This window comes from Agrobacterium sp. (assembly GCF_032092815.1).
GTDB lineage: Bacteria > Pseudomonadota > Alphaproteobacteria > Rhizobiales > Rhizobiaceae > Agrobacterium.
Genome location: NZ_DAMDBP010000018.1, coordinates 1 through 25,008, shown reverse-complemented (window position 1 = coordinate 25,008; position 25,008 = coordinate 1). Strand labels below are relative to the sequence as shown.

Here is a 25,008-nt window from a genome sequence, read left to right as displayed (position 1 = left end):
TGCTACCCGGTTTTACCTTTTGCCCCTCGGAAATAGGCAAATCCTGAGACAATGACAAGGGCAGCGGCCAGTCCGTACCACGTTATCGCATATTGCAGATGATTGTTTGGCAAATCGATCAGCGTGACGCCACCTTGCGGCCATCCACCGGGATTGGGCGCGTCGTTGGCGTCGATAAAAAAGCCTACGACCTTGGCCGGATCAAGACCGGCACTCATCACCATTGCGTCAAAATCTTTCCAGTAGAAGATATTCTTGGCCAGATCATTGTCTGGCACCATGGAGGATGGCTTGCCTTCCAGCTTTTCACGCAGCAGCCCTTCGATGGCGACCGGCCCACTTGCCAGTTCGCCGGCAAGCCGTTTTGCCGGATCCTTCAATTCATAAGGCACAAAACCACGATTGATGAAGATGAAACGATCATCATCCAGCCGCAGCGGCGTATAGACATAATAACCGGTCTGGCCGCGATGGGTGGCAAAGAAGTGGCGTTCGCGGCTGTGATCGAACCTGCCCTCAACCTTGACCCGGCGATATTCCAGCGGCTGGTTACCCAGCATCAGCTCAGCCTGCTGAAGTGTCAACGGCTCCGACGTGCGGCGAACTTCGATATCCGCCAGCAGCGCTTCTTTCCAGTGCAGGCGCTGCACCTGCCATGTGCCAAGCCCCAGGAGAATTGCGAGCGCTATTAGCACGCTTACACCGGCCACGAGCTTGCGGGATTTTCCAGCTGTCGTCATGTTGATGTCAGGCACGATCTATGCGGCCCTCGCTGGCATTGTTTCTGTACTGCAGGGCAATCATGATGCCTTTAAGAACCCGCAAAAGTGCAAGAGACACCCCTATTGTCAAAGGCAACCATATTACGGCATGCACCCAGGCCGGTGGCTCAAAGGTCACCTCCAGCCACAAGGCAAGGCCCACGATCAGAAAACCGACAATCAGCATGACGAACACCGCAGGGCCATCACCTGCATCGGCAAAGGAATAATCAAGACCACAGGCTGAACAGGCCGGTTTAACCTTGAGCAAACCGTCAAACAGTTTCCCCTGCCCGCACCGGGGGCACTGTCCCCTCATACCGCATTTTACCGGGTCAACCGGCGGGTAAAGTGCGCTGTCATCCTGCATGGGTGTTCCTCTGCCACTGCGTCATCCTCGCACGAAAACCAGCCCTTCGAAAGTGGCCAGCGGTTTACGGCGGGACATGCTTCCACAAATAGAAAGGGCGGCATCTCTGCCGCCCGATACGATCCGGCACAAGGCCATCAACCGTGAACTGGTGCGCCCCAACCGCCCCAGATGTAGATCGCGAAGAACAGGAACAGCCATACCACGTCCACGAAGTGCCAGTACCAGGCGGCGGCTTCGAGACCGAAATGCTGTTTTGCCGAAAAGTCCCCCGCCATGGCGCGGAACATGCAGACCAGCAGGAACACGGTACCGACAAACACGTGGAAACCATGGAAACCGGTCGCCATGAAGAAGGTGGCACCATAGATGGAGTTCTTGAAGTCAAACGGTGCGTGCATGTACTCATAGATCTGCACGGACGAGAACAACACGCCAAGAGCCACCGTCAGTGCCAGACCGTTGATCAGACCCTTGCGGTCATTGTGCAGAATCGCATGGTGCGCCCAGGTAACACAGGTGCCCGACAGCAGCAGGATAACGGTGTTGTACAGCGGCAGGTGCCATGGATCGATGACCTCGATGCCCTTTGGTGGCCATTGACCGCCGGTATATTCAAGGCGTGATGCCTGAATTGCCTCATGCGGGTAAAGGCTTGCATCGAAGTACGCCCAGAACCATGCCACGAAGAACATGACTTCCGAGGCGATGAACATGATCATGCCGTAACGCAGGTGCAGCGACACAACGCGAGTGTGATGCCCTTCATGCGCTTCTTTCACCGTGTCGGCCCACCAGGCGTACATGACGTAGAGCACCAGCACGAGGCCGATGTAGAACAGCCAGGGATTGGCCATTTCCAGACCAAACAGCTTCATCGAACTACCCGAGAGGTAGCGCATGTAACAGACGCCACCAAAAGTCAGCACAAATGCACCAACAGCGGCCAGCAACGGCCATGGGCTGGGATCTATAATGTGGTAATCATGTTTCTTTTCGTGCGTGTCTGCCATAACCGACAATTCCCCGAATTGACTGCTTTCCCAAAATCACCCGCCGCTGATCGGTGGCGTTGTGATTCCCTCTCTCAAAGTTTCTGTTCCTGACCTTCCGTTTTCGCTGGCAGCGCTGCCACCGGCTTATCCGTTTTTGACGGATAGAAGGTATAGGACAAAGTCAGTGTATGTATGTCTTTCGTTTCGCGTGTCTTGACGATATCCGGGTCCACGAAAAACACCACTGGCATTTCCAGTGTTTCACCCGGCTGCAAGGTGGTTTCCGTAAAGCAGAAACATTCCACCTTGTTGAAATAGGCGCCAGCCTCCATCGGCGTGACGTTAAAGACTGCGGTGCCTGTCGTTGGCACCGAAGAGCGATTGGTGGCCGTAAAGCGCACCTCGACCGTTTCACCAATCTTTGGATCGATGGCGCGTTGCGCCGGGCGGAAATCCCAGTTCAGGCCGTTCGATGTATTGGAATCGAATGTTACCTTTACGGTGCGATCAAGAATGGTTTCTGAATATTGCTCAACGCGCTGCGTCGTTCCATTGTAGCCGGTAACCTGACAGAACAGCCGGTAGAGAGGAACGGCTGCATAGGCCATGCCGACCATGCCACAGACAAACACAAGGCACAGCACCAGAATGGTACTGTTACTTGTCCGCTTGGCGGGCTCCACATTTGCCGTCGTCATCTGCTCCTCCTCCCATTTTCGCCACACTCTACGAAGGCGACCCTTCAAAGCATGTTTCGAATTTTCAAATGCCGCTACTGCCGTCTCAGTCTTCTTTCCTCGCATGGCCGCATTACACAATTGCAGCATGTTTTACGCGATATGGTCTAATGCGATCCGATCTTGATGATCGTAATGACGTAGAAAAGTACCACCAGTCCGGCCAGGACGAGGCCCAGGGCGATGTTTCTCGCACGTCGGGATTTCTTCTGCGCTTCGCTCGGCTTTACAGTTTCCATCAGGCCCACCCCGCCATCAGTGTCTGGAACGACGGCACGACATGATCGGCCAGCAAAGCCGAGAAAACCGCAAACAGGTAAAATACCGAATAGGCGAACATCTTCTTTGCGGGCACCATCTTCTCATCACCATCCGGCATGCGCAGAACGATGAGCGAAAAGTAGATGAAGATGATGCTGAGCACGCCGGCAAAAATACCGTACCCAACACCTGCAAGGCCCGTAAAGGATGGCGCAACAGCGACAACCGAGGTCAGCAGCGTATAGGCCAGCATCTGTTTTTTGGTCGAGGCTTCGCCCGCAACATTCGGCATCATAGGAATACCGACAGAGCCATAATCCTTCATCTTGAACAGCGCCAGCGCCCAGAAATGCGCAGGCGTCCACAGGAAGATGATAAGGAACAGGAGAACGCTGTTCAGCGTCACGTCACCGGTAACGCAGGCCCAGCCGATCATCGGAGGAAACGCGCCTGCCGCGCCACCGATAACGATGTTCTGCGGTGTCGAGCGCTTCAGCCAAACCGTGTAGACCACAGCATAGAAGAATATTGTAAAGGCGAGAATGCCTGCGGCCAGCCAGTTCAGGGCCAGGCCAAGGATCATCACGGAAAAGGCCGACAACGTCAGACCGAAAGCCAGTGCCTCGCCCGGCGCGATCCGTCCGGAGGGAACCGGGCGTTTGGCGGTGCGGGTCATCACGGCGTCGATATCCGCATCATACCACATGTTCAGTGCACCGGAGGCGCCAGCACCAACGGCAATACACAGAACGGCAATGAAGCCGAGTATAGGGTTCAGGCTGCCAGGGGCAACAATAAGGCCGGCAAAGGCCGTGAACACCACAAGCGACATCACACGCGGCTTGAGCAATTCGAAATAATCACGCGCACCGGCTTCTGACAGGCCAGCGCCTTTAGCGTCCAATACGTCGTGATTGTCGATAACGGTCATTTCAAACTTAATCCTGATTCAAACAGGATACCGCGCATCGGCGCGATATCCTTGAGCCTACGTCACTTCGCCTTAGCGAATGCGCGGAAGCTGTTCCCACTGGTGGTAAGGAGGCGGCGACGAAAGCTGCCATTCGAGGGTGGTCGCACCCTCGCCCCACGGGTTATCACCCGCAACACGCTTCCTCGCCATGGCTTCCCATACACCGTAAAGGAAGATTAGAACAGCCACTGCGGAAATATAGGAACCGTAGGATGAAACCATGTTCCAGCCGGCATAGGCATCCGGGTAGTCGATGTAACGACGCGGCATGCCTGCAAGACCGAGGAAGTGCTGCGGGAAGAACACCAGGTTCACGCCCACGAACATGACCCAGAAGTGAATGTTACCAATGGTTTCGTTGTACATGTAACCGGTAATCTTCGGGAACCAGTAGTACCAGCCAGCAAAGATCGCAAACACCGCACCCAGCGACAGTACGTAGTGGAAGTGTGCAACCACGTAATAGGTGTCATGCAGCGAGCGGTCGAGACCGGCATTGGCGAGCTGCACGCCCGTGACGCCACCAACGGTGAACAGGAAGATGAAGCCGATGGCCCAGATCATCGGTGTGCGGAAGGTCAAGGAACCACCCCACATCGTGGCGATCCACGAGAAGATCTTGATACCGGTCGGAACGGCGATCACCATCGTTGCAAACACGAAATAACGCTGTGCTTCGAGCGAAAGGCCAACCGTATACATGTGGTGCGCCCAGACGATGAAGCCAACGGCGCCGATGGCCACCATGGCATAAGCCATGCCGAGGTAACCAAAAACCGGCTTCTTCGAGAAGGTGGACACGATGTGGCTGATGATACCGAATGCAGGCAGGATCAGAATGTACACTTCAGGGTGACCGAAGAACCAGAACAGGTGCTGGTACAGGATAGGGTCACCGCCGCCTTCCGGCGAGAAGAACGCCGTACCGAAGTTACGGTCGGTCAGCAGCATGGTGATGCCACCAGCCAGAACTGGCATAGAGAGCAGAAGCAGGAATGCAGTGACCAGCACCGACCATGCAAACAGCGGCATCTTGTGCAGGGTCATGCCAGGCGCACGCATGTTGAGAATGGTGGTGATGAAGTTGATCGCACCCAGGATCGACGACGCACCAGAAACGTGCAGCGCAAAGATCGCAAGGTCAACCGCCGGACCGGGCATACCAGTCGTTGAGAGTGGCGGATAAAGCGTCCAACCGCCACCGACACCATAGGCACCTGCAGGTCCTTCCACAAAAAGCGACAGGATCAGCAGGATAAAGGCCGGTACGATCAGCCAGAAAGAAATGTTGTTCAGACGCGGGAACGCCATATCAGGCGCACCGATCATGATCGGCACCATCCAGTTGGCAAAACCGCCGATCAGCGCAGGCATCACCATGAAGAAGATCATGATGAGGGCGTGCGCGGTGGTGAACACGTTGAACATGTGCTTACCGCCGTCGATGGCGGCATCACCTTCAAACCCATAAACCATGGCCGCAAGGCCGTGGAAAATCTGAATGCCCGGCTCTTGCAGTTCCATACGCATGACAACCGAAAGGCCGCCGCCGACGATACCCGCGATGATCGCGAAAATCAGATACAGCGTGCCGATATCCTTGTGGTTGGTCGACAGGAACCAGCGCGCAAAAAAGCCTGGTGTATGTGCATGATGTTCGTCATGCGCGTGCTCATCGTGAGCGGAATGACCATGAGAGTGATGGTCGTCGTGTGCGGAATGTCCAGCCATTTGCCTCACCCTACCTTTACTTGGTTTCGTTTCCAGCCACTTCGACGGTGCGTTCCCCACCCTCGACAGAAGCAGTCAGTGCCTTGTTGGCCGCGCCGAGGTCGGAACCTGCAGCAGCGTGCCAGCTATTGTACTGATCTTCGGAAACCACCCGTATGGCGATTGGCATATAGGCATGGTCCTTGCCGCAAAGCTCGGAACACTGACCATAATAAAGACCTTCACGATCTGCCTTGAACCAGGTTTCGTTCAAACGGCCCGGCACAGCATCGATCTTGATACCGAAGGCTGGCATTGCAAAGGAATGGATAACGTCGGTCGGTGCAGACGTCACCAGCAGGCGAACGGTTTTGCCAACCGGAACAACCAGTTCATTATCAACGGCGAGAAGACGCGGATAAACAGCCTTGTCGGTCTTGCCGATGGCCGCTCTGTCTTCTTCCTTCAACATGTAGCTATCGAAAGATACGGGTTCGGCCCCCTCCACCGCCTCGTATTCATAGCTCCACAGCCACTGGGTGGCCGTCGCCTTCAATGTCAGGTCAGGGTTTTCCGGCTGAACAAGCTGTGCATTCAACAGTTTGAACGACGGGAATGCCAGAAGCAACAGAATCAACACTGGCGCCAGCGTCCAGACCACTTCAATGGCCGTGTTATGGCTGGTCTTGGATGCCACCGGGTTGGCCGATGCGCGGAACTTTACTGCCACGAGAATCAGCAGCACAAGTACAAAAAGCGTAACCGGCACAATGAACCACAGGGTGTACTGCTCGAATGCACGAATGTCGTGCATGATAGATGTAGCGGCTTCCTGCATCCCCATTTGCCAATGTACCGGCTGGTCGGCATGGGCGCCGCCAGCCGTGAGCAGACAGAAAAATGCCCCCAGCGCCACGTAAATTCTGTTAATCACGGTATCTCTCCCTCACGCGTTTGATCCATCTCAAACTCAAACGCAGAATCCATGCTATAGAATAAACTCAAACCATAGTTTGCACGTTGCCGCAATATCCGCAATCGAAAGCGGGTGCGGCTTTTTGCCATTCATCAACTTCAGAATGTTTTTCATCGTTTATATCTTAAAAACAGGGACTAGGCGCAGGCCCCGTCCCGTTTGAAGAATTCGCGGCTCAGTCCAATTTCCGCCGCACTCAACTGGAATTGAAGGATTAAGGCTTTCATTTCCTTGAGCGAAGGGCAAAATAGCCGCATTGATTCGAATTCCAGAGGTACTCATGGGTTTCACCCCGTTTGCCCGTACTGTCCTTGCAGCAGCGGGACTTGCGATCATCATGCCTACCGCTTCGGTTATGGCGCAACAACAGCAGCCAGCCGCCCCTGGCATGGCACGCTCCAACCATGGTTCATGGTCGGTTATCTGCGACAAACCTGCCGGTGCATCCGAAGAACAATGCGCGCTGATGCAGAACGTGATTGCTGATGACAGGCCGGAAGTTGGCCTTTCGGTCGTCGTTCTGAAAACCGCTGACCGCAAGTCGCGTATTTTGCGTATTCTCGCACCGCTGGGCGTTCTGTTGAAGGACGGCATGGAGCTTTACGTCGACAACAACAATATTGGTCGCGCCTATTTTACACGCTGCTTTTCCGAAGGCTGCTATGTTGAAGTGGACATTGACGACGAGTTGATGAAGGTGCTGCGCGCTGGCAAGAACGCCGTTTTTGCGCTGCGTGAATCGGTCGATCAGGACCGCGTCGGTATTCCGATCGAACTTTCCGGCTTTGCGGAAGGTTATGACGCGCTGCCGTAATTCATCTCCTGCTTGCACCAGCGAGCACCAGAGCCTACATCATGACAAGGGCGTTCGCAGACCCGGCGGACGCCCTTCATAATTTTACGTTGTGGTTGGCAGTGTGCGGTAAATCCCTAGTTTTACGGCAACCATGGCAAACCGATGGAGCAAGTGATGACGAAAGATCTTCTGTCCCTGTTTGATTGCGACGAAGCAAAGATGCGCTCGCTTGTGGCAGATGCTCTTTCAGGAGCGGATGACGGCGAGCTTTTTATTGAACACGCCCAGGCGGAATCGCTGACTTTCGACAATGGCCGCCTGAAAGGTGGCAGCTTCAATACAGACCAGGGCTTTGGTTTGCGCGCCGTTGCCGGTGAAACCGTCGGTTATGCCCATGCAGGCGAATTGTCCGAGGGCGCATTCAAACGTGCTGCAGATGCGGTTTCGGCCGTAACCAAGGGTTACTCCGGTTCTTACGCTGCGGCACCACAAGGCACCAACCGTAAACTCTATGGTGACGAGAACCCGATCGGCTCGCCGAGCTTCGAAGAGAAGGTCAAGCTGCTGCAGGACATCGACACCTATCTTCGTGACAAGGATCCGAAGGTCCGTCAGGTCACGGCGTCGGTATCGGCAAGCTGGCAGGTTGTCGATATTCTGCGCGCCGATGGCCACCGGGTTAGCGACATCCGCCCGATGACCCGCATCAATATTTCCGTTATCGCCGGTGAAGGTGATCGTCAGGAAGCTGGCTCCTTCGGCTCCGGCGGACGCATCGGTTTTGGCGATTTCATTGCAACCGACAACTGGCAGCGCGGCGCAGATGAGGCATTGCGACAGGCGCTGGTCAATCTGAGCGCCATCGATGCGCCAGCCGGCACCATGGATGTCGTGCTCGGCTCGGGCTGGCCCGGCGTGATGTTGCACGAAGCTGTTGGCCACGGTCTAGAAGGTGACTTCAACCGCAAGAAAACCTCAGCCTTTGCCGGCCTGCTCGGCGAAATGGTTGCTGCACCTGGTGTGACCGTGGTTGACGATGGCACCATCGACAATCGCCGTGGCTCCATCACCATCGACGATGAGGGTACACCATCGGCCTACAATGTGCTGATCGAAAACGGCAAGCTGGTTGGTTATATGCAGGACCGTCAGAATGCGCGCCTGATGGGCATGACGCCGACCGGCAACGGTAGACGTCAGGGTTATGCGCATGTGCCAATGCCACGCATGACCAACACCTATATGCTGGGTGGCGACAAGACGCCGGAAGAAATCATCGCCTCGGTCAAGAAGGGCATTTATGCCGTTTCCTTCGGTGGCGGCCAGGTGGACATCACCTCCGGCAAGTTCGTGTTTGGTTGCACCGAGGCCTATCTGATCGAGAACGGCAAAATCGGCGCACCGGTCAAGGGTGCCATGCTGATTGGCAATGGTCCAGATGCCATGAAACGCATTTCGATGGTCGGCAACGACATGAAGCTCGACACCGGCATTGGCAATTGTGGAAAGGCCGGCCAGTGGGTGCCGGTTGGCGTTGGTCAGCCGCACCTGCGCATGGATCAGGTCACTGTGGGCGGCACGCAGGCTTGATCGCTGTTTTACCCCACCGCCCCCAGGCCGTCATATTCGATATGGACGGCCTGCTGATCGACAGTGAAGCGCTCTATCGCAGATCGATGATGGCGGCTGCGGCTGAATGCGGGCATGACATGCAGCCGGACGCTTATAATAGTCTGTGCGGCTGCACATGGACCGACATCACCACACTGCTCGTCAAAAACCACGGCACGGATTTTCCCGTCGAGCCGTTCAAGAGTTCATGGCTGAAACATCATGGGTTGATGTCGAGGGATGTTGTGCCGCTGAAAAACGGTGTGGTTGAATGCCTTGATGTGCTTGAGGCATCGGGTGTGGCTTGCGCCGTCGCCACCTCTTCCGGCCATGAAACGGTGAAACAGCGTCTTGGCCATTTCGGGCTGATTGAACGTTTCAATCACATTGTGGCGCGTGGCGATTATGATGCGCCAAAGCCCTCTCCTGCACCCTATCTGCTGGCCGCAAAAAAACTGGGTGTGGAACCGCGCTTTTGTCTCGCGCTGGAAGATTCCTATACCGGTGTCCGCTCAGCTTCGGCGGCAGGTGCGATGACCGTGATGATCCCTGACATTTTGCATGTAACAGACGAGATGCAGGAAAAATGCGTGGCGATCTGCGACAGTCTATTTAATGTCGCAGATTTTTTCAGGTCAGGGTGACGGGCTAACCTCCGTCTCGATTTCGCACGCAGCGGTCACGGCGCAACTGGAACCGATTTCTGTGGCGCGTTGCGGAAGCTGGTTCATGCGTTCGCAGTGATTCATCGAGTCCGCAAAGACATCGTCCAGTTGGGTGCCATCGACCATTATCACGTCGTTTTGGATCACCGGTTCGGCACTATCGGCAATCATCATGGCCAGCATGCGGATGGCCACATTGGCGTGATGGCACGGGCCTATCGACAGCGCGATCTGGTGAGGATCAACCGCCAAGGCAGCAAACTCCTCACTCACACCTTCTCCCTGTTGTTCGAGAATTGCGGTGAGGATATTCAAAAGCTCGCCATCCCTCGTCTGAATATCTTCAGCCAAACGAATGAGCCCCTCCATATCACCTGACTTTACGTAACCGGAAACTTCGGCTTCAACACGTCTGGCTTCCTTCGCATCACCATAGGCTGCGACGCCTGCCTTGAGTGTCGCCTCGTTCAACTCCTGTGCGGGTGCGACAGATGCAAAACCAGATACCAAAACCACAATAGCAAGCGACTGCACATATACCAGAGCCTTCGTGCAGGCCATAAGACGCTTCATTTCATTCCTCGGAAAACTGCACTGCCCAAGGCGATGCAGCCCGGAACGAGACCGGGCGCCTTGATGACAAGCAGATAGCTTGCAGATGCATGACGGAATTTCGGCCATGCATCTGCGAAGAGATTACGGATACATCCTAACCTTGTTCCAGTCACCCTCTACCGTTTCACGGCGGAACTCGACACGGTCATGCAGACGGAAATTGCGGTCATGCCAGAATTCGATGGTGACCGGGCGAATGCGAAAGCCGGACCAGTGTGGCGGGCGCGGAATGTCGCCAACTGCATACCGCACTGTATATTCGGCAACTGCCTTTTCCAGTGCAAAGCGGCTTTCCAGCGGACGGGACTGTTTGGACGCCCATGCGCCGATGCGGCTGCCCCGTGGTCGCGATGCATAATAGGCATCCGCCTCTTCATTACTGACCACTTCGACTTCGCCGCGAATGCGCACCTGCCTGCGCAGCGATTTCCAGTGAAAACACATGGCCGCCTTTTTCTGGCCAAGAATTTCAAGTCCTTTGCGGCTCTCGAAGTTCGTATAGAATACGAAACCTCGCTCATCAAAATCCTTGAGGAGAACCATGCGGACGCTCGGCATGCCGTATTCATCGACAGTTGCCAATGCGACCGCATTCGGATCGTTGATTTCAGACGTAGTTGCGTCGTTCAGCCATTGCCCGAAAAGAGCAAAGGGTTCGTTTTCCTCGGTGAAGTCACCGGTTGTTAACCCACTTTCAGACATATTGAATAAAAAGCTCCAGAACTGATTGGCAAACCCGGAGATGATCTCCGGCATGAAGATGGTGAACGTCATAGCAAAGTCGAACAGGCGAACAAAGAGCAGCGTACAAACAGGCGCAGGTGTTTTGCTGTGCATGTCGGCTGTTTTGATGCTTACTTCCTGCGTCAGCAGCCTGAACCTGTTCGGTGGCGACAAGGCTGACAGCAGCTTGTCAACCGGATCGGTTTCCGGCACCAGCCGTTCCAATGCACAGACAGATGATGTCACCGTGCGCAATGCCGTCACCTCGGCCGATCTTTCCAAACTGTCCAACAGCCCCCTTCCCTGGGCCAACACCACGACCGGTAGTGCAGGTGTGATCACTGCCATCCGTGAAGACAGTACAAGCGGCTTTCTTTGCCGCAATTTCGATACGACACGCCATTCCTATGAGGGCATCGCCAGCTATTCGGGGCAGACATGCCTTTCCGAGACTGGCGAATGGTTGATGACCCGCTTCAACCAGAAATAAACTATTTACCTTATCCACGCGAAAACCCACCGCGACGACCGCAGACCCCGATGCGTAAAGGTCTGATTAGCAACTTATCGCCAAAATCATGTGCAGTTTAAGCAGGGAGAGGGCGCGAATGATCGCGACCAGCTTACCGCAAGTGTATTTTCACCCTTGTTCTCATGACGAGAAGGACAGGGAAAAGCGTTACCGGTGGTTCGTATGCGTGATCCTTATTCCGTACTCGGCGTTAAAAGAGACGCGGCCGCAGATGAAATAAAAGCGGCATGGCGCTCCAAGGCCAAGTCTGTCCATCCCGATCAGAACCGGGATGATCCAAACGCAACACAACGTTTTGCCGAAGTCGGGCAGGCTTACGACATGCTGAAAGATCCCAAGAAACGTGATCTTTACGACCAGGCCCGCAAGGCCGCCGCGCACAAACGTGAGCAAACCATCATGCAACAGCGTGAAGCTGCGCGTGAAGCCGTCGAGCGTGCCAAGGCTGCCGAAAAACTGATGGAAGAGCTGGCAAAGGCCGAAGCCCGCAAACCACAAGGTGCGACAGCCGGCAAGACCAGTGACCAGGCCGCTCCCGAAGCGCCAGAAGATATGCTCGAGCGTATTTTCGGAGCGCAGGCACGCCAGCAGCAAGCAAAAGCCTCGCCTAGTGATACGGCAACAACAGGTAATTCGGGCTCGACAGCTTCTTCGGACGAGGCACAAGCAAGTGCCGAGACTGACCCTAATGCCGACAAGACACCCGCTGCCATTCTGGCAGCCGGCTCCTTCATCACGTCGCTGTTCAAGCGCTTGACCGGCAATACGGCGCCGGTGCTTGAAAAAGCCCCAGATATCACCGCCGAGGCCACTGTCAGTGTCAGCGATTTCCTGGAAAAGAAATCCATCAGCCTGACCTTGAGCGATGAACGCGAAGTCCGCTTCCAGATTGAGCCCGGTATGACCGATGGTCATGTCGTGCGGTTGAAAGGCCAGGGCCTGAAAATTCCAGGCATGCAGCGCGGTGATCTCACCATCACTTTGCTTGCGGCACGCAGCGACAATTTCCGCATCAACGGCTTTGATATTCACACGCCGCTTTCCGTCTCGCTTCAGGATGCCGTGCTTGGCTGCGAAACCACATTGCTGGCACCGGAAGGCGAAATTTCGGTCACCGTTCCAGCCTGGTCCGGTTCCGACCAGACCATCCGTATTCCCGGCAAAGGCCTTTATGACGACAAGGGCGGCCGTGGAGACCTGGTGATGGAAATCCGTATTGTCCTGCTCGAAAAGCCGGACGAGAAGGTCACCGACCTGATGCGCCACATGCGTCAGGGCCTTTATTTGTGACATTTTCACGAAAGCTGTTGGTGGCGCACCCTTTGTTACGCTCCCAAACAGGAGATGATCTGCTGCCTGCTTGAACCGGAAAGCAGGCTATGCCATAGGCAGGTCAATCCACTGCGTAGTTCCTTCAATCGGAATCGATTGGAGGCAAAAATTATGCAGCAACGTAAAATGTTGCGGTGTCCTTGGTGCGTTTTACAAACCGCACGACGCTGCAAGTATCAGGGGGCATAAAATGGCTCAGGCATCCGGTCTCATGGCTGGCAAACGCGGCCTCATCATGGGCGTCGCAAACAACCGTTCAATCGCTTGGGGCATTGCCAAGGCTTGCGCTGACGCAGGTGCAGAGCTTGCATTGACCTGGCAGGGCGACGCCTTGAAAAAGCGTGTTGAACCGCTGGCACAAGAGCTGGGCGCGTTCATGGCCGGCCACTGTGATGTCACGGACCTAGCAACGATTGACGAGGTTTTTGCAGCGCTTGAGAAGCACTGGGGCAAGATCGATTTCGTGGTGCACGCCATCGCCTTTTCCGACAAGGACGAACTAACAGGCCGTTACCTCGACACCAGCCGCGACAATTTCAACCGCACCATGGACATTTCGGTATTCTCGCTGGCCGCTGTTGCCAAGCGCGCCGAGCCAATCATGAATGATGGCGGCTCCATCATTACCCTCACCTATTACGGTGCGGAAAAGGTCATGCCGAACTACAACGTCATGGGTGTTGCCAAGGCAGCTCTCGAGGCGAGCGTTCGTTACCTCGCGGTAGACCTCGGCAACCGTGGTATCCGCGTCAACGCCGTTTCGGCAGGCCCGATCAAGACACTGGCTGCATCCGGCATCGGTGACTTCCGCTATATCCTCAAGTGGAACGAATATAACGCGCCGCTCAAGCGTACCGTTTCCATCGAGGAAGTCGGCAAGTCAGCACTATATCTGCTGTCTGATCTTTCGACCGGTGTTACCGGCGAAATTCACCATGTCGATTCGGGTTATCATACCATCGGCATGAAGGCAGTGGATGCACCAGACATCTCTGTCGTCAAAGACTGACTGTAATGCGCCGGAAGGCGGCGAAAGGATACGCGTGCTTATCTATGTAATCAGACATGGACAGACCGACTGGAATGCCGAACGCCGCCTTCAAGGGCAAAAAGACATACCGTTGAATGATTTCGGCCGCTCTCAGGCAGTCGCAAATGGCAAAGCTCTCGGAGACCTGCTGGGAGATACGGTCCCGCAATATGATTTTGTGGCCAGTCCGCTTGGCCGCACCCGGGAAACGATGCAGCTTATCCGTGGTGCGATGCAGCTGCCTCCACTGGATTACAGGACCGACGACCGCTTGGTGGAAATTTCTTTTGGAGACTGGGAAGGCCGCACCCTTCCCGAGCTGAAACTAGATGTGCCCGACCGCGTCAAGGCCCGCAACAAGGCCAAGTGGGACTTCATTCCACCGGGCAAACACGCCGAAAGCTACGAGATCCTGTCATGGCGGATTGGCGCCTGGCTGTCGTCGGTCGATAAGCCAACGGTCTGCGTGTGCCATGGCGGCGTTATCAGGTCGATTTTCAGGCTGGTAACGGGAATGGACACCGCCATTGCGGCCAATACAGAAATCCCCCAGGATCGTATCCTGAAACTTTCCCTTGCTGAAAAGTCAGCCAACTGGCTGTGAACCAGCCAGTTCGTTGTTTGAGCTGAACTGGTTAGATCAGCCTGATGTTACTGGAGAACTTCCAGATCATCAATGACGCGCTTGCCGTCAACCTCAGTGTAGAAAACGACCACTTTCACGCCAGCTTTCAGGCCTTCGAAATTGAACTCTTCCGGAACCTTGTAGTTCTTGCCATCGCTCAGGGTGATGCTCAGGCCGTTTTCGTCGACCTTGCTGATGGTGGATTCCACGTCAGCGCTCTGTGCAAAGCCGTTGATGGGTGACAGGAGACTTGCCGTCGCCAAAAGTGCCGCAATCATCAAACGCATTGACTTAACCTTCCCAAGCGCATTCGCCATCAAAACCTGTGACAAGATTTGCCTCCTGATTGTGGCGGAATTCGCCCTTAACAATGACATTTTGGCGCAATTGATGACCTGATTTCCAAAAGCAATCAAGTTGCCGCAACGGGATTTCCCCACCAACTGCTGCCAAGTAAAATTTCAAGTCTATATTAACTCGTGTCCACTATTATGCTGGCTTGGGTAAATTGAGAATGCCTATGAAAACTGTGTTTTATTTCACAGTATTTCACCGATGAGGCACACTTTCTGGCGAGGAGAATTTTCCCGATTTGAGTGCAGCATCTTTTTTTCAGCAAAAATATACAAAAATTTCTAGCACTTACCGTGGTTCGCTCGTCGCATCGCTGTTGCTTTCCTTCGTGGTGATTGTTGCCGTCATTATCGTGGACATGCGCCATACCGATAATTTCCGCGCCGAATTGCGCACGACGGCGCATAAGCTGTCGCAACTGCTGCACAACAGATTGTCTAAGCGCATTAACCATGACGTCAGTCTGATACGCTCTCTGGCGCATTCAACCATCAATCTGTCCGCCGATCCAATCGAGCGTTTCGGGAGCCTCGCCGAACACAACCTCAATTCAAGCGGTCATTTCATCAGTATTGGCATAGCGCCTGGCTTCCAATTGCAGAATATCTACCCTGCTCGCTGGGTCTCGGATTTTCCAAAGGAAAAAATCCGGGAGATGATGGAAAAGCGGCTTGAGGAAATCCGTCAAGGCGCTGCAGGGGATGGCAAACTCACCACCCCCATCATGACCAATGCCGAAGACGGCACGCTCATTCTGGTTGTCCCGATCATGGACAGCGAAACGGATGATGCCAATGCCCACGGCGCGGTTGTTCTGGTCATTGATCAGGACAAGTTCCTGGAAGCGGCCAATGCCCATCCGGACAATGACGTTGCCAGAGAAATGGACGGGCTTGAAGTTGCCCTGAAGAACACCGATGCGGTATCGGCTTTCAGTGGTGCGGGGCATATCGTCAATGCCGATCCCGCCATCCGCCAGCTCAATATTCCCGGCGGGTCCTGGGACATCATGGCCAGCCCGAAGAACGGCTGGGACGCTATGCCTGAAGGCAAAGGCACGTTCCGGCTGGCGCTGTCTTCCGCCGCCATCGCAATGATCCTGCCAATCTTTATTGCCAGTTTCCTGATTTCCGAACGCAACCGCAACATCGCGGTTTTGCGTGCCCGCGAAAGCCGGCTGCAGGAAATTTCCCAACGTTTCAAACTGGCAATGGAATCATCCAACATCGGCATATGGGAACTGGATGAGCACGGCGAACGCTGTTTCTGGGATGAACGCGCCTGTGGCCTGCATGGCCTGCAGATGCTGGAACAGGACGTGTCCTTGCAGCAATGGCTGAACATGGTGGTGCCGGAAGATCGGGCCGCGACCGAAGCCTATGTCTTTAACTGCATGCTTGGCACCAAGACCTTCTCGCAGGTTTACCGCCTGAAACTGGCAGACAACACGATCCGTTATATTCGCTCGGCTGGCGCAAATTATACCAGACCGGATGGCACACGGCGCACCACAGGCATTGCCTGGGATGTGTCGGCCGACAGCGTCATGGAGCAGAATCTGCGCGACGCCATGTCCACCACCGAGATCAAGAACGCAGAGCTGGAGCTTGCCTTGCAGGAACTGTTCAGCCGCGAACAGGATCTTGAGCAGTTGTCTGGCCGCCTTGATCTGGCGCTTGCCTCTTATCAGTGTGGCACCTGGGAATCGCACCTCAACCAGAGCGGAGCAATCTGGGACCGACGCATGCACCAGCTTTACGAGCTGGACTATGTTGGCGACGGCCATGTTACCCGCGAGCGCTGGCTGCAATGTCTAGTGCCTGAAGATCGCGAGACGGCAGCAGAACGCGCCGACACCTCTACCGCCAACAATACGCAGTTGTCCGATATCCAGCGTGTGCGCATGCCGTCCGGTGATGTACGCTATGTCCGCTCGGTTGGCCAGATTTACAGGGGACGCAGTGGCGAAGGCAAAATCGTCGGTATTGCCTTTGATATCACCACTGACATGCTGCTGGCCCAGCAGTTGCAAACGGCCAAGGAAGACGCAGAAGCCAAGAATGCCGAGTTGGAAATTGCCAAGAACCGCATCGAGCACAATTCGCTGCATGATCCACTGACCGGACTGTTCAACCGTCGCAAGCTGGATCTGGAACTGGATGCGCTGTCACAGCACAAGTCCATCAACCGGAGCCGCTTTGCCATCATCCATCTGGATCTCGACCGTTTCAAGCAGATCAACGACACGCTCGGCCATGCGGCCGGTGATGCGATGCTGGTGCATGCTGCCAAAATTCTCAAGCACCACGTGCATGAGGATGATCTTGTTGCGCGTATTGGCGGTGATGAGTTCGTGATTGTGGTGCACAACAATTGCGAACGGGAAAAACTCAAGACCTTGTCACTCAATATTATCGGAGCTTTCCGCCAGCCGATGGATTTTGAAGGCTTCTCCTGTCGCTGCGGCGTTTCCATCGGTATTGCCTTTGCCGAAGGCCACAATGTCGATGCCCGCAAGACTCTGATCAATGCAGACCTTGCGCTTTACCGGGCCAAGAGCATGGGTCGTAATCGTTATGAGTTCTTCACGCAGAACCTGCAGGCCGAAGTCATCAACAACAAACGTATAGCGGACGAGATTCTGTCCGGCATCGAAAACGGTGAATTCGAAACCTGGTATCAGCCGCAATTCTGCGCCAAGACCCGGGAAATTGCCGGGGCAGAGGCACTGATCCGTTGGCGTCATCCGACAAGTTCCTGAAAATTGCCGAAGATCTCAATGTGATGGCGTCTCTCGACCGGCAGGTGCTGGAAACGGCGCTGACCGACAAACGCCTGTGGAACCTCAAGGGCGTGACCTTGCCGAGGGTGTCGGTCAATGTTTCGCTGCGGCGGCTCAACAATGAAAACCTGATTGAAAGTCTTGCCGATCTGAACATCATGCCCGGCGAAGTAGCGTTCGAACTGGTCGAATCCATCTTCCTCGACGATAGCGAACACATGGTTTCCTCAAACATCGAACGGATCAAGGCGCTGGGCATCGATATCGAGGTCGATGACTTCGGCACCGGTCATACCTCCATTGTCAGCCTGCTGCGCCTGAAACCGAAGCGTTTGAAGATTGACCGCCAGCTCGTCATGCCCATTCTTGGGGCGTCGCAGGAACGCGCGCTTGTCCGCTCCATCATAGATATTGCCCGCTCACTGGGCATTGAAACCGTGGCGGAAGGTGTGGAAAGCATGGACCATGCCACCATGCTGGCGCAGATGGGATGTGACATTTTGCAGGGATACGCATTTGCCAAACCACTGAGTGCGGAAGACTTTTCTGCACAGGCCAAGTCAGGCGTCTGGTCGATGGCGTCGTGAGACGGAAATGCCTTTCTGATCCCAAAAGGAGAAGAAAGGCTTTTGCCTTCTTTCCTTTTTCCACTATGACAGCTTTGCTTTCATCAACAATGTGGCCGACACAACAGGCCGCGATTGCCTTGGTCTGAATACATGTCGCACAATACTTTCGGTCATCTTTTCCGCGTTACCACCTGGGGCGAGAGCCACGGTCCAGCCTTGGGATGTGTCGTTGACGGCTGCCCTCCCGGCGTCCGGTTTACACAACGGGACATTCAGGACTTTCTCGACAAGCGCAAACCGGGTCAAAGCCGTTTTGTGACCCAGCGCCGCGAAGACGATATCGTCAAAATTCTCTCCGGCGTCATGCTGGATGAGGATGGCGAGACATTCATTTCCACCGGCACACCGATTTCCATGCTGATCGAAAACACAGACCAGCGCTCCAAGGATTATGGCGAGATCGCCCGCCAATACCGCCCCGGCCATGCCGATTACACCTATGACCTGAAATATGGCATTCGTGACTATCGCGGCGGCGGCCGTTCATCGGCGCGCGAGACCGCAGCCCGTGTCGCCGCAGGCGCACTCGCCCGCCGGATATTGCCGCAGGTGACGGTGCGAGGCGCACTGGTGCAGATCGGCAAACACAAGATCAACCGTGACAATTGGGACTGGGACCAGATCGACCAGAACCCGTTCTTCTGCCCTGACGCCGAGATGGTTCCAGTTTGGGAAGAATATCTCGACGGTATTCGCAAGGCTGGCTCGTCGATCGGCGCGGTTGTCGAGGTTATCGCGGAAAATGTACCGGCAGGTCTGGGCGCACCGATCTACGCCAAGCTCGACCAGGACATCACCAGCAACCTGATGTCTATCAACGCCGTCAAGGGCGTCGAGATTGGTGAGGGGTTTGCATCTGCGGAACTGACCGGAGAAGAAAATGCCGACCAGATGCGAATGGGCAATGATGGCAAGCCTATCTTCCTGTCCAACCATGCAGGTGGCATTCTTGGTGGTATTTCTACCGGCGAGCCTATCGTGGCACGTTTCGCAATCAAGCCAACCTCCTCCATTCTGACGGAACGCCAGTCGATCGATGCCGATGGCAAGAATGTCGATGTCCGCACCAAGGGTCGGCATGATCCATGCGTTGGTATCCGCGCTGTTCCAATCGGTGAGGCCATGGTTGCCTGCACTGTTGCCGATCATTATCTGAGAGATCGTGGCCAGACCGGCCGTCTGAAATAGGAGCGTAAGCATGGCCTATGATCAAAAACGCGTCGTTGAAGCAATTCGTGCCTTCGAAGCTGGCGAAATCGTTGTGGTCATGGATGATGACGACCGCGAAAACGAAGGCGATCTGATCGTAGCTGCCGTGCATTGCACAGCGGAAAAGATGGCCTTCATCGTGCGCCACACCTCCGGCATCGTCTGTGCGCCAATGCCCCGTGAAGAAGCGAAACGCCTGAACCTCAATGCCATGGTGGCTGAAAACGACAGCGCCCACACCACGGCCTTTACCGTTTCTGTGGATTTCAAACACGGCACCACAACAGGCATTTCGGCCGATGATCGCACCTTGACGGTGCGCAATCTCGCCAACCCCAATGTCGGTGCGGCCGATTTTACTCGCCCCGGCCATATCTTCCCGCTGGTGTCGCGTGAGGGCGGCGTTCTGATGCGCTCCGGCCATACGGAAGCAGCCGTTGATCTGTGCAAGCTCGCAGGCCTGCCATTGATTGGCGTGATCAGTGAACTGGTCAATGATGACGGCACCGTCATGCGTGGCCCGCAGGTGTCGGCTTTTGCCGAAACCCACGGCATGAAACAGGTGTCTGTTGCCGATCTCATCGCCTACCGCCAGCGCAAGGAAACGCTGGTGGACATGGAATCGGCTTTCACCATCGACACGCCCTATGGGCCTGCCAAGGCACAAACCTACTCCCTGCCCTGGGATCCGATGCAGCATATGGCGATCATCTTCGGTGATATCCGTGACGGCGTCGATATTCCAGTTCGCCTGCATCCAGAAAATGTTGCCGACGATATCTTTGGCAACAAACAGCCCGTGCAGCATTACATGCAGAAGATTGCCGAACAGGGACGCGGTGTTATCGTCTACCTGCGCGAAGGTTCTGTTGGTGTTGGACAGTCAAGCGATCCAAGCCGCAATCGCAAAAAGACAACGATTGACGAAGACCATGCACAGGCAAGGTCACGTGAACATGAGTGGCTGGAAATTGGTCTTGGCGCGCAGATCCTCAAGGATCTTGGCATCACGTCAATCAAGCTGCTGGCCAGCCGCGAGCGCCATTATGTCGGCCTTGAAGGGTTTGGCATCAATATCACGGAAACCGAAATCTGCTGATAACAGAGTTTTAGATTGCCGGTGAAAGGGGATCATTCCCCTTTCCAGCCATCCAGATAATTGACGCTTTCAACACCGGTAAATCGGGCCAACCGCTTCAGCTCGGCGTCCAGCTTGTCAAGGCGCCCTGCGGAGGCACGGATACCCGGCTCCAGCCAAAGGCGGCGCACATCCAGCGTTCCCTGTTTGCGATCCGCCTTCATGTCGATCCGCCCGATCATCCGGTCCTTTTCCAGGAGGGGAAAGACGTAATAGCCATATTGCCGCTTCGGTTCGGGCACGAACACCTCGATGCGATAAAAAAAGCCAAACAGCCGTTCGGCCCGCGCCCGGTCTCGCAATAGCGGATCAAATGGGCTTAAAACGCGAATTCCATTCGGCGCCTCGGGCATGGCTTGCAGATCATCGGAGATCTCGCGGAAAGCAACACACGAGCGCAATGTCTTGCCATCGGAGGATGCGATGGTCACATCGGTCAGCTCATCGCGGTGTGTTTCAATCCACTCCTTGGCTTCCTGCGGCGTAACGATATCCCAGAAGGCGGCAATCTCGCCCGATGTCGCAAAACCAAGCCGCTTGAGCGCCTCCCGGCATGCCCAGTCGAGAAATTCATCGTGTTCAACATCAGGTTCATGGTGGTGCTGATGAAGCACGCGTTCGGTCAGGTCATAAACCTTTTGAAAATTCACCCGACCAGCAATGGACAGTTTGCCGGTGTGCCACAGAAATTCCAGTGCCGTTTTGGAGGGGTGCCAATTCCACCAGCCGCCCGACTTATGATCCTCAGCCTTCATGTCACGCGACATCACCGGGCCATTTTCCACAATGCGGGCATAGGTTTCATCGACAGATTGACGAAACCCCTCCCCCTGCCACTTGCTCCAGCGCTCAATGATCACTGGTTCGCGGCGACGGAAACGATGTTTCCAGTAAGGGAAAAACCGCGCCGGCAGAATGGAGGCGTCGTGGGTCCAGTGCTCAAACAGCAACCGATCCTTCTCAAGAAGTTCGGTCAGATGTTTGGGTTTATAGGTGCGATTGCGCGAAAAGATGATCTGGTGGTGGGCGCGCTCCACGGTCGCAATACTGTCGACCTGCACAAAACCGATATCATCGACAAGTTGCAGCAGACCCTGCTTGTTCATGGCGCGTGCCGGTGCTGCACAAAGCCCCTGCTTTGCCAGAAACAACCGTCGCGCCAGCTGATTTTCGATCTGAATAGCCATGGTCGAAAGGTTAGTGCGATATATTTCGAAATGCAATGTTCTTTTTTTGTTCACATTCGCTACATGGCGGGACCTTTACAGGTTGAGCGCAATGTTCCAAACGTGCCGCACGCAATTGATACAGTCATCGCATGTTCAGGAGACGGAGCGGTTGGATATCTGCTTCAGCCAAGCGGGCGCACAGTTTGAAAATCGGGTCGCTCTTCACCCCCTCAGCCTGACGCTGACCGAGCGACGTATCGGCATTATCGGCCTGAATGGTTCCGGAAAAACCACCTTCGCCCGCATGGTCAATGGCCTGACCAAACCGACGAGTGGCACTGTCACTGTCAATGGTCTTGATACGGTCAAGGACGATGCCGCGGTTCTAAGACAGGTGGGCTTCATATTCCAGAACCCGCAAAACCAGATCATCCTGCCGATCATTCGTGATGACATAGCCTTTGGCCTGAAAAACCGGCGCATGGACAAGGCTGCAATCGATGCGGCAGTCGATACAACGCTTCAGCGCCTTGGCATTGAACATCTGGCAACCCGCCGCGCTCATGAAATCTCCGGCGGCGAATTGCAGCTTGCAGCACTGGCAGCACTCACCATCACCGGCCCCAAAATCCTGATCATGGATGAGCCAACCAACCAGCTTGATCTGAAGAACCGGGCGCTGGTGGAGAACACCATGGCGGGACTGGAGCAGGATCTGATCGTCATCACCCATGACCTGCCATTGCTTGCAAGTTTCGACCGGGTCCTGGGGTTTCATCAGGGCCATCTGCACGCCGATACATCGCCTGGCGAGGCTATCGAGCTTTATAAAAAGCTGGCCCTGTCATGAGGAGCCTTCACGTCGAAGGAACCGGTTGGCTCTATCGGCTTTCGCCACGCGTCAAGCTGCTTGGTCTTGCGGCTTTCAGTATTGCGCTTTTTCTGACCAGAGACCTCCCCCTTCTGGCAACAGGCGTTTTGGTCGGTGGAATTGTTCTGTGGCAGGCTCGTCTGGGGCTGCGTGAGACCCTGTCACGGCTGCGGCCAGTGCTGTTGACCATTGGCATTATTGCTCTTTTCAGTTTCGTGTTTGCCTCGCCGCTCGACGCAATCATCGCCCTGCTACGCCTGACCGCATTGACACTGCTGGCAACTGCGGTGACCGCCAGCGTCAGTATTTCGCAGTTCATGGATGAAATTACGCTTGCCCTTCGTCCCCTGGAAAAACTGGGGCTGGTAAAGGCGGCCGACATTGGCCTTGCCGTGGGGCTGGTCATCCGTTTCGTGCCGGAGGTTATTCATCGCTACGAGTTGTTGCAGGATGCCCACCGGGCTCGCGGGATACGCACGAAACTGCACACGATCCTTGTTCCGCTTGTTATAATGACGTTGAAGGATGCTGATGCGATTGCCGACGCCATTGACGCGCGCGGTTTCAGAGGCCAAACCTCATCTCCAGATATTTTGAGGGGAGACTAAACCCATGAAGACCCGTGACATCGTTCTTATTGCGTTGTTTTCAGCGATCATCATCGCGCTTGGATTGCTGCCACCGATCCCGCTCGGTTTTATCCCCGTTCCCATCACCGCACAGTCGCTCGGCGTCATGCTGGCCGGCGTCGTGCTCGGTGCGAAACGTGGCACATTGGCCGTGCTGTTGACGATCCTGATTGCCGCCATTGGCCTGCCGGTGCTGTCGGGTGGCCGCGGTGGTATGTCGATATTTTACACACCCACAACCGGTTTTCTGATCGGCTGGGTCGCCGCTGCCTTCGTGACTGGCTACTTGTCTGAAATGCTGGTCAACCGCCAGCAATCCGGTCTCGTTCAAGGCGTCGGCTTTTTCATGGCCAGCTTAACTGGCGGTGTTGTCGTCCTGTATGTTTTCGGCATCACCTATTTGGCAATTGCGACAGGCACTGGTTTCAGTAACGCCTTTTGGGGCTCAATGGCTTTCATTCCAGGTGACGTCGTCAAGGCTGTTCTAGCAGCGCTTGCCGGACGTGCAGTTCTGGCGGGCTATCCGCTTTTGCCACAACGCGCCTGATCCCCGTTTTCACGTCCGATCATTTTTCGAAAAGACACCTGGATAGACCATGGCCACACGTCTTTATGAGCATCCTATTTTTCTCGAACACCTGACACCGGAGGGACACCCTGAGCGCCCCGATCGGTTACGGTCGCTCAACATTGCGCTGGAGCACCCGAATTTCGTTGGCCTCGAGCGCAAGCAGGCGCCACAGGCCAATGAGGATGCGGTGCTTCTGGCGCATCCGGAAGAGCATCTCATCGGTGTGATGCGTGAAATTCCCGAGGAAGAAGGCAGGATCAACCGGCTTGAGGCCGATACCTATGCTTCGCCCAAAAGCCTGCAGACCGCGTTGACCGGTATCGGTGCTGCCATGGCTGCAGTGGACGACGTTTTCACAGGTGCAGCCGACAATGTTTTCGTTGCGTCACGGCCACCCGGTCACCACGCCGAAAAATCCAAGGCCATGGGGTTTTGCCTGTTTAACAATGCAGCAATCGCTGCACGCCACGCCCAGAAGGTTCACGGTGCCGAACGGGTGGCGATTGTCGATTGGGATGTTCATCACGGCAATGGTACACAGGACATTTTCTGGGACGATACGTCAGTCCTGTTCTGCTCCACCCACCAAATGCCACTTTATCCATGGAGTGGCGCCAAGAACGAGACTGGCGTCAAAGACAATGTTGTCAACGCCCCGCTTTCACCCAACACCGGCAGCGATCATTTCCGCGAAGCCTTCAAATCCCGCGTTTTGCCGGCCATTGCAGATTTCTCGCCTGATCTGATCATCATCTCTGCCGGTTTTGATGCGCATCACCGTGATCCGCTCGCGCATATCAATCTGGTGGGTGATGATTTCGACTGGGCAACCGGTCGTCTTCTGGAGATGGCCGACAAATATTGCCAGAACCGGGTCGTCAGCCTGCTTGAAGGCGGTTATGATCTGGAAGGGCTGGCGGAATCGGCAGCCATGCATATTTTGA

General features: G+C 55.2%; 25 protein-coding genes and 1 pseudogene. 14 read left to right on the top strand and 12 right to left on the bottom strand.

The features are described 5' to 3' along the window. Nucleotides 1-2: 2 nt before the first annotated feature. The 7 genes from RT613_RS12855 to coxB form a co-directional block, all read right to left on the bottom strand. Nucleotides 3-740: an SURF1 family protein gene (locus RT613_RS12855; RefSeq protein WP_313615887.1), complete on the bottom strand. Its 738-nt coding sequence runs from the start codon at nucleotides 738-740 to the stop codon at nucleotides 3-5. 7 nt (nucleotides 741-747) lie between these two features. Further along, nucleotides 748-1,131, bottom strand: coding sequence for a DUF983 domain-containing protein (locus RT613_RS12850; protein WP_313615885.1), 384 nt, complete (start codon nucleotides 1,129-1,131; stop codon nucleotides 748-750). Nucleotides 1,132-1,268: 137 nt separating this feature from the next. Continuing rightward, nucleotides 1,269-2,144, bottom strand: a complete 876-nt coding sequence (locus RT613_RS12845) for a cytochrome c oxidase subunit 3 (protein ID WP_313615883.1) — start codon at nucleotides 2,142-2,144, stop codon at nucleotides 1,269-1,271. A gap of 74 nt (nucleotides 2,145-2,218) precedes the next feature. After that, nucleotides 2,219-2,824: a cytochrome c oxidase assembly protein gene (locus RT613_RS12840; protein WP_313615882.1), complete on the bottom strand. Its 606-nt coding sequence runs from the start codon at nucleotides 2,822-2,824 to the stop codon at nucleotides 2,219-2,221. 277 nt (nucleotides 2,825-3,101) lie between these two features. After that, nucleotides 3,102-4,055, bottom strand: coding sequence for a heme o synthase (cyoE, locus tag RT613_RS12835; RefSeq protein WP_313615881.1), 954 nt, complete (start codon nucleotides 4,053-4,055; stop codon nucleotides 3,102-3,104). A 72-nt stretch (nucleotides 4,056-4,127) separates the two neighbouring features. After that, nucleotides 4,128-5,828 carry a cytochrome c oxidase subunit I gene (ctaD, locus tag RT613_RS12830; RefSeq protein ID WP_313615879.1) on the bottom strand — a complete coding sequence of 567 codons (1,701 nt, stop codon included), beginning with the start codon at nucleotides 5,826-5,828 and terminating at the stop codon, nucleotides 4,128-4,130. A gap of 16 nt (nucleotides 5,829-5,844) precedes the next feature. Then, on the bottom strand, nucleotides 5,845-6,741 hold the full coding sequence (coxB, locus tag RT613_RS12825; protein ID WP_409558819.1) for a cytochrome c oxidase subunit II: 897 nt from the start codon (nucleotides 6,739-6,741) through the stop codon (nucleotides 5,845-5,847). 322 nt (nucleotides 6,742-7,063) lie between these two features. On the opposite strand from coxB, the gene RT613_RS12820 reads away from it, so the two are divergent. From RT613_RS12820 to RT613_RS12810, 3 genes are all read left to right on the top strand, one after another. After that, complete coding sequence (locus tag RT613_RS12820; protein WP_313615877.1) at nucleotides 7,064-7,597, top strand: invasion associated locus B family protein; 534 nt, start codon at nucleotides 7,064-7,066, stop codon at nucleotides 7,595-7,597. 156 nt (nucleotides 7,598-7,753) lie between these two features. Continuing rightward, nucleotides 7,754-9,169: a metalloprotease TldD gene (gene tldD / locus RT613_RS12815; protein ID WP_313615876.1), complete on the top strand. Its 1,416-nt coding sequence runs from the start codon at nucleotides 7,754-7,756 to the stop codon at nucleotides 9,167-9,169. Beyond that, nucleotides 9,166-9,834, top strand: a complete 669-nt coding sequence (locus RT613_RS12810; RefSeq protein WP_313615874.1) for an HAD family phosphatase — start codon at nucleotides 9,166-9,168, stop codon at nucleotides 9,832-9,834. Before tldD ends, RT613_RS12810 begins: the two co-directional genes overlap by 4 nt. Here RT613_RS12810 and RT613_RS12805 read toward each other — a convergent pair. Then, entirely contained in the window at nucleotides 9,826-10,428 is a 603-nt protein-coding gene (locus RT613_RS12805) for a hypothetical protein (protein ID WP_313615872.1), read from the bottom strand. The genes RT613_RS12810 and RT613_RS12805 overlap by 9 nt on opposite strands. A 123-nt stretch (nucleotides 10,429-10,551) precedes the next feature. Beyond that, nucleotides 10,552-11,172 (bottom strand): pyridoxamine 5'-phosphate oxidase, encoded by a 621-nt coding sequence (pdxH, locus tag RT613_RS12800; protein ID WP_313615973.1) that lies wholly within the window; start codon nucleotides 11,170-11,172, stop codon nucleotides 10,552-10,554. Between the two features lie 148 nt (nucleotides 11,173-11,320). Between pdxH and RT613_RS12795 the strand changes: the two genes are divergently transcribed. The 4 genes from RT613_RS12795 (at nucleotide 11,321) to RT613_RS12780 (ending at nucleotide 14,691) form a co-directional block, all read left to right on the top strand. Continuing rightward, a complete protein-coding gene (locus RT613_RS12795; protein WP_313615870.1) occupies nucleotides 11,321-11,683 on the top strand; it encodes an RT0821/Lpp0805 family surface protein in 363 nt (120 codons plus the stop codon). Between the two features lie 204 nt (nucleotides 11,684-11,887). After that, complete coding sequence (locus RT613_RS12790) at nucleotides 11,888-13,015, top strand: DnaJ C-terminal domain-containing protein (protein WP_313615869.1); 1,128 nt, start codon at nucleotides 11,888-11,890, stop codon at nucleotides 13,013-13,015. Between the two features lie 232 nt (nucleotides 13,016-13,247). Continuing rightward, nucleotides 13,248-14,066 carry an enoyl-ACP reductase FabI gene (gene fabI, locus RT613_RS12785; RefSeq protein ID WP_313615867.1) on the top strand — a complete coding sequence of 273 codons (819 nt, stop codon included), beginning with the start codon at nucleotides 13,248-13,250 and terminating at the stop codon, nucleotides 14,064-14,066. Nucleotides 14,067-14,100: 34 nt separating this feature from the next. After that, nucleotides 14,101-14,691, top strand: coding sequence for a histidine phosphatase family protein (locus tag RT613_RS12780; RefSeq protein ID WP_313615865.1), 591 nt, complete (start codon nucleotides 14,101-14,103; stop codon nucleotides 14,689-14,691). A 47-nt stretch (nucleotides 14,692-14,738) separates the two neighbouring features. Here RT613_RS12780 and RT613_RS12775 read toward each other — a convergent pair whose 3' ends face one another. Together RT613_RS12775 and RT613_RS12770 are read right to left on the bottom strand one after the other, a co-directional pair. Continuing rightward, a complete protein-coding gene (locus RT613_RS12775; protein WP_313615863.1) occupies nucleotides 14,739-14,999 on the bottom strand; it encodes a DUF1344 domain-containing protein in 261 nt (86 codons plus the stop codon). A gap of 4 nt (nucleotides 15,000-15,003) precedes the next feature. Next, nucleotides 15,004-15,165: a hypothetical protein gene (locus RT613_RS12770; protein WP_313615862.1), complete on the bottom strand. Its 162-nt coding sequence runs from the start codon at nucleotides 15,163-15,165 to the stop codon at nucleotides 15,004-15,006. A gap of 1,177 nt (nucleotides 15,166-16,342) precedes the next feature. Here RT613_RS12770 and RT613_RS12765 point away from each other — a divergent pair. From RT613_RS12765 to ribB, 3 genes and pseudogenes are all read left to right on the top strand, one after another. After that, a pseudogene (locus RT613_RS12765) lies at nucleotides 16,343-18,435 on the top strand (EAL domain-containing protein); the annotation flags it as partial. Nucleotides 18,436-18,567: 132 nt separating this feature from the next. Beyond that, nucleotides 18,568-19,665, top strand: a complete 1,098-nt coding sequence (gene aroC, locus RT613_RS12760; RefSeq protein WP_313615861.1) for a chorismate synthase — start codon at nucleotides 18,568-18,570, stop codon at nucleotides 19,663-19,665. Between the two features lie 10 nt (nucleotides 19,666-19,675). Beyond that, complete coding sequence (ribB, locus tag RT613_RS12755) at nucleotides 19,676-20,785, top strand: 3,4-dihydroxy-2-butanone-4-phosphate synthase (protein WP_313615859.1); 1,110 nt, start codon at nucleotides 19,676-19,678, stop codon at nucleotides 20,783-20,785. A gap of 32 nt (nucleotides 20,786-20,817) precedes the next feature. Here the strand turns inward: ribB and RT613_RS12750 are convergent, their stop codons facing one another. Then, nucleotides 20,818-22,011: a winged helix-turn-helix domain-containing protein gene (locus RT613_RS12750; protein ID WP_313615858.1), complete on the bottom strand. Its 1,194-nt coding sequence runs from the start codon at nucleotides 22,009-22,011 to the stop codon at nucleotides 20,818-20,820. Nucleotides 22,012-22,162: 151 nt separating this feature from the next. Between RT613_RS12750 and RT613_RS12745 the strand changes: the two genes are divergently transcribed. From RT613_RS12745 to RT613_RS12730, 4 genes are all read left to right on the top strand, one after another. Further along, nucleotides 22,163-22,843 (top strand): ABC transporter ATP-binding protein, encoded by a 681-nt coding sequence (locus RT613_RS12745; protein WP_313615857.1) that lies wholly within the window; start codon nucleotides 22,163-22,165, stop codon nucleotides 22,841-22,843. Next, nucleotides 22,840-23,472: an energy-coupling factor transporter transmembrane protein EcfT gene (locus RT613_RS12740; protein ID WP_313615855.1), complete on the top strand. Its 633-nt coding sequence runs from the start codon at nucleotides 22,840-22,842 to the stop codon at nucleotides 23,470-23,472. The genes RT613_RS12745 and RT613_RS12740 overlap by 4 nt, the downstream gene beginning before the upstream one ends. A 4-nt stretch (nucleotides 23,473-23,476) precedes the next feature. Next, entirely contained in the window at nucleotides 23,477-24,040 is a 564-nt protein-coding gene (locus RT613_RS12735) for a biotin transporter BioY (RefSeq protein ID WP_313615854.1), read from the top strand. 49 nt (nucleotides 24,041-24,089) lie between these two features. After that, nucleotides 24,090-25,008 (top strand): histone deacetylase family protein (locus RT613_RS12730; RefSeq protein ID WP_313615853.1); only part of this gene is annotated, 919 nt, incomplete at its 3' end.

What these genes read in the sequence shown, in the direction of transcription:
- RT613_RS12855 (WP_313615887.1), bottom strand. Translation starts at nt 740, where the DNA reads ATGACGACAGCTGGAAAATCCCGCAAGCTCGTGGCCGGTGTAAGCGTG.
- RT613_RS12850 (WP_313615885.1), bottom strand. Translation starts at nt 1,131, where the DNA reads ATGCAGGATGACAGCGCACTTTACCCGCCGGTTGACCCGGTAAAATGC.
- RT613_RS12845 (WP_313615883.1), bottom strand. Translation starts at nt 2,144, where the DNA reads ATGGCAGACACGCACGAAAAGAAACATGATTACCACATTATAGATCCC.
- RT613_RS12840 (WP_313615882.1), bottom strand. Translation starts at nt 2,824, where the DNA reads ATGACGACGGCAAATGTGGAGCCCGCCAAGCGGACAAGTAACAGTACC.
- cyoE (WP_313615881.1), bottom strand. Translation starts at nt 4,055, where the DNA reads ATGACCGTTATCGACAATCACGACGTATTGGACGCTAAAGGCGCTGGC.
- ctaD (WP_313615879.1), bottom strand. Translation starts at nt 5,828, where the DNA reads ATGGCTGGACATTCCGCACACGACGACCATCACTCTCATGGTCATTCC.
- RT613_RS12820 (WP_313615877.1), top strand. Translation starts at nt 7,064, where the DNA reads ATGGGTTTCACCCCGTTTGCCCGTACTGTCCTTGCAGCAGCGGGACTT.
- tldD (WP_313615876.1), top strand. Translation starts at nt 7,754, where the DNA reads ATGACGAAAGATCTTCTGTCCCTGTTTGATTGCGACGAAGCAAAGATG.
- RT613_RS12805 (WP_313615872.1), bottom strand. Translation starts at nt 10,428, where the DNA reads ATGAAGCGTCTTATGGCCTGCACGAAGGCTCTGGTATATGTGCAGTCG.
- pdxH (WP_313615973.1), bottom strand. Translation starts at nt 11,172, where the DNA reads ATGTCTGAAAGTGGGTTAACAACCGGTGACTTCACCGAGGAAAACGAA.
- RT613_RS12795 (WP_313615870.1), top strand. Translation starts at nt 11,321, where the DNA reads ATGCTTACTTCCTGCGTCAGCAGCCTGAACCTGTTCGGTGGCGACAAG.
- RT613_RS12790 (WP_313615869.1), top strand. Translation starts at nt 11,888, where the DNA reads ATGCGTGATCCTTATTCCGTACTCGGCGTTAAAAGAGACGCGGCCGCA.
- fabI (WP_313615867.1), top strand. Translation starts at nt 13,248, where the DNA reads ATGGCTCAGGCATCCGGTCTCATGGCTGGCAAACGCGGCCTCATCATG.
- RT613_RS12775 (WP_313615863.1), bottom strand. Translation starts at nt 14,999, where the DNA reads ATGCGTTTGATGATTGCGGCACTTTTGGCGACGGCAAGTCTCCTGTCA.
- aroC (WP_313615861.1), top strand. Translation starts at nt 18,568, where the DNA reads ATGTCGCACAATACTTTCGGTCATCTTTTCCGCGTTACCACCTGGGGC.
- ribB (WP_313615859.1), top strand. Translation starts at nt 19,676, where the DNA reads ATGGCCTATGATCAAAAACGCGTCGTTGAAGCAATTCGTGCCTTCGAA.
- RT613_RS12750 (WP_313615858.1), bottom strand. Translation starts at nt 22,011, where the DNA reads ATGGCTATTCAGATCGAAAATCAGCTGGCGCGACGGTTGTTTCTGGCA.
- RT613_RS12740 (WP_313615855.1), top strand. Translation starts at nt 22,840, where the DNA reads ATGAGGAGCCTTCACGTCGAAGGAACCGGTTGGCTCTATCGGCTTTCG.
- RT613_RS12735 (WP_313615854.1), top strand. Translation starts at nt 23,477, where the DNA reads ATGAAGACCCGTGACATCGTTCTTATTGCGTTGTTTTCAGCGATCATC.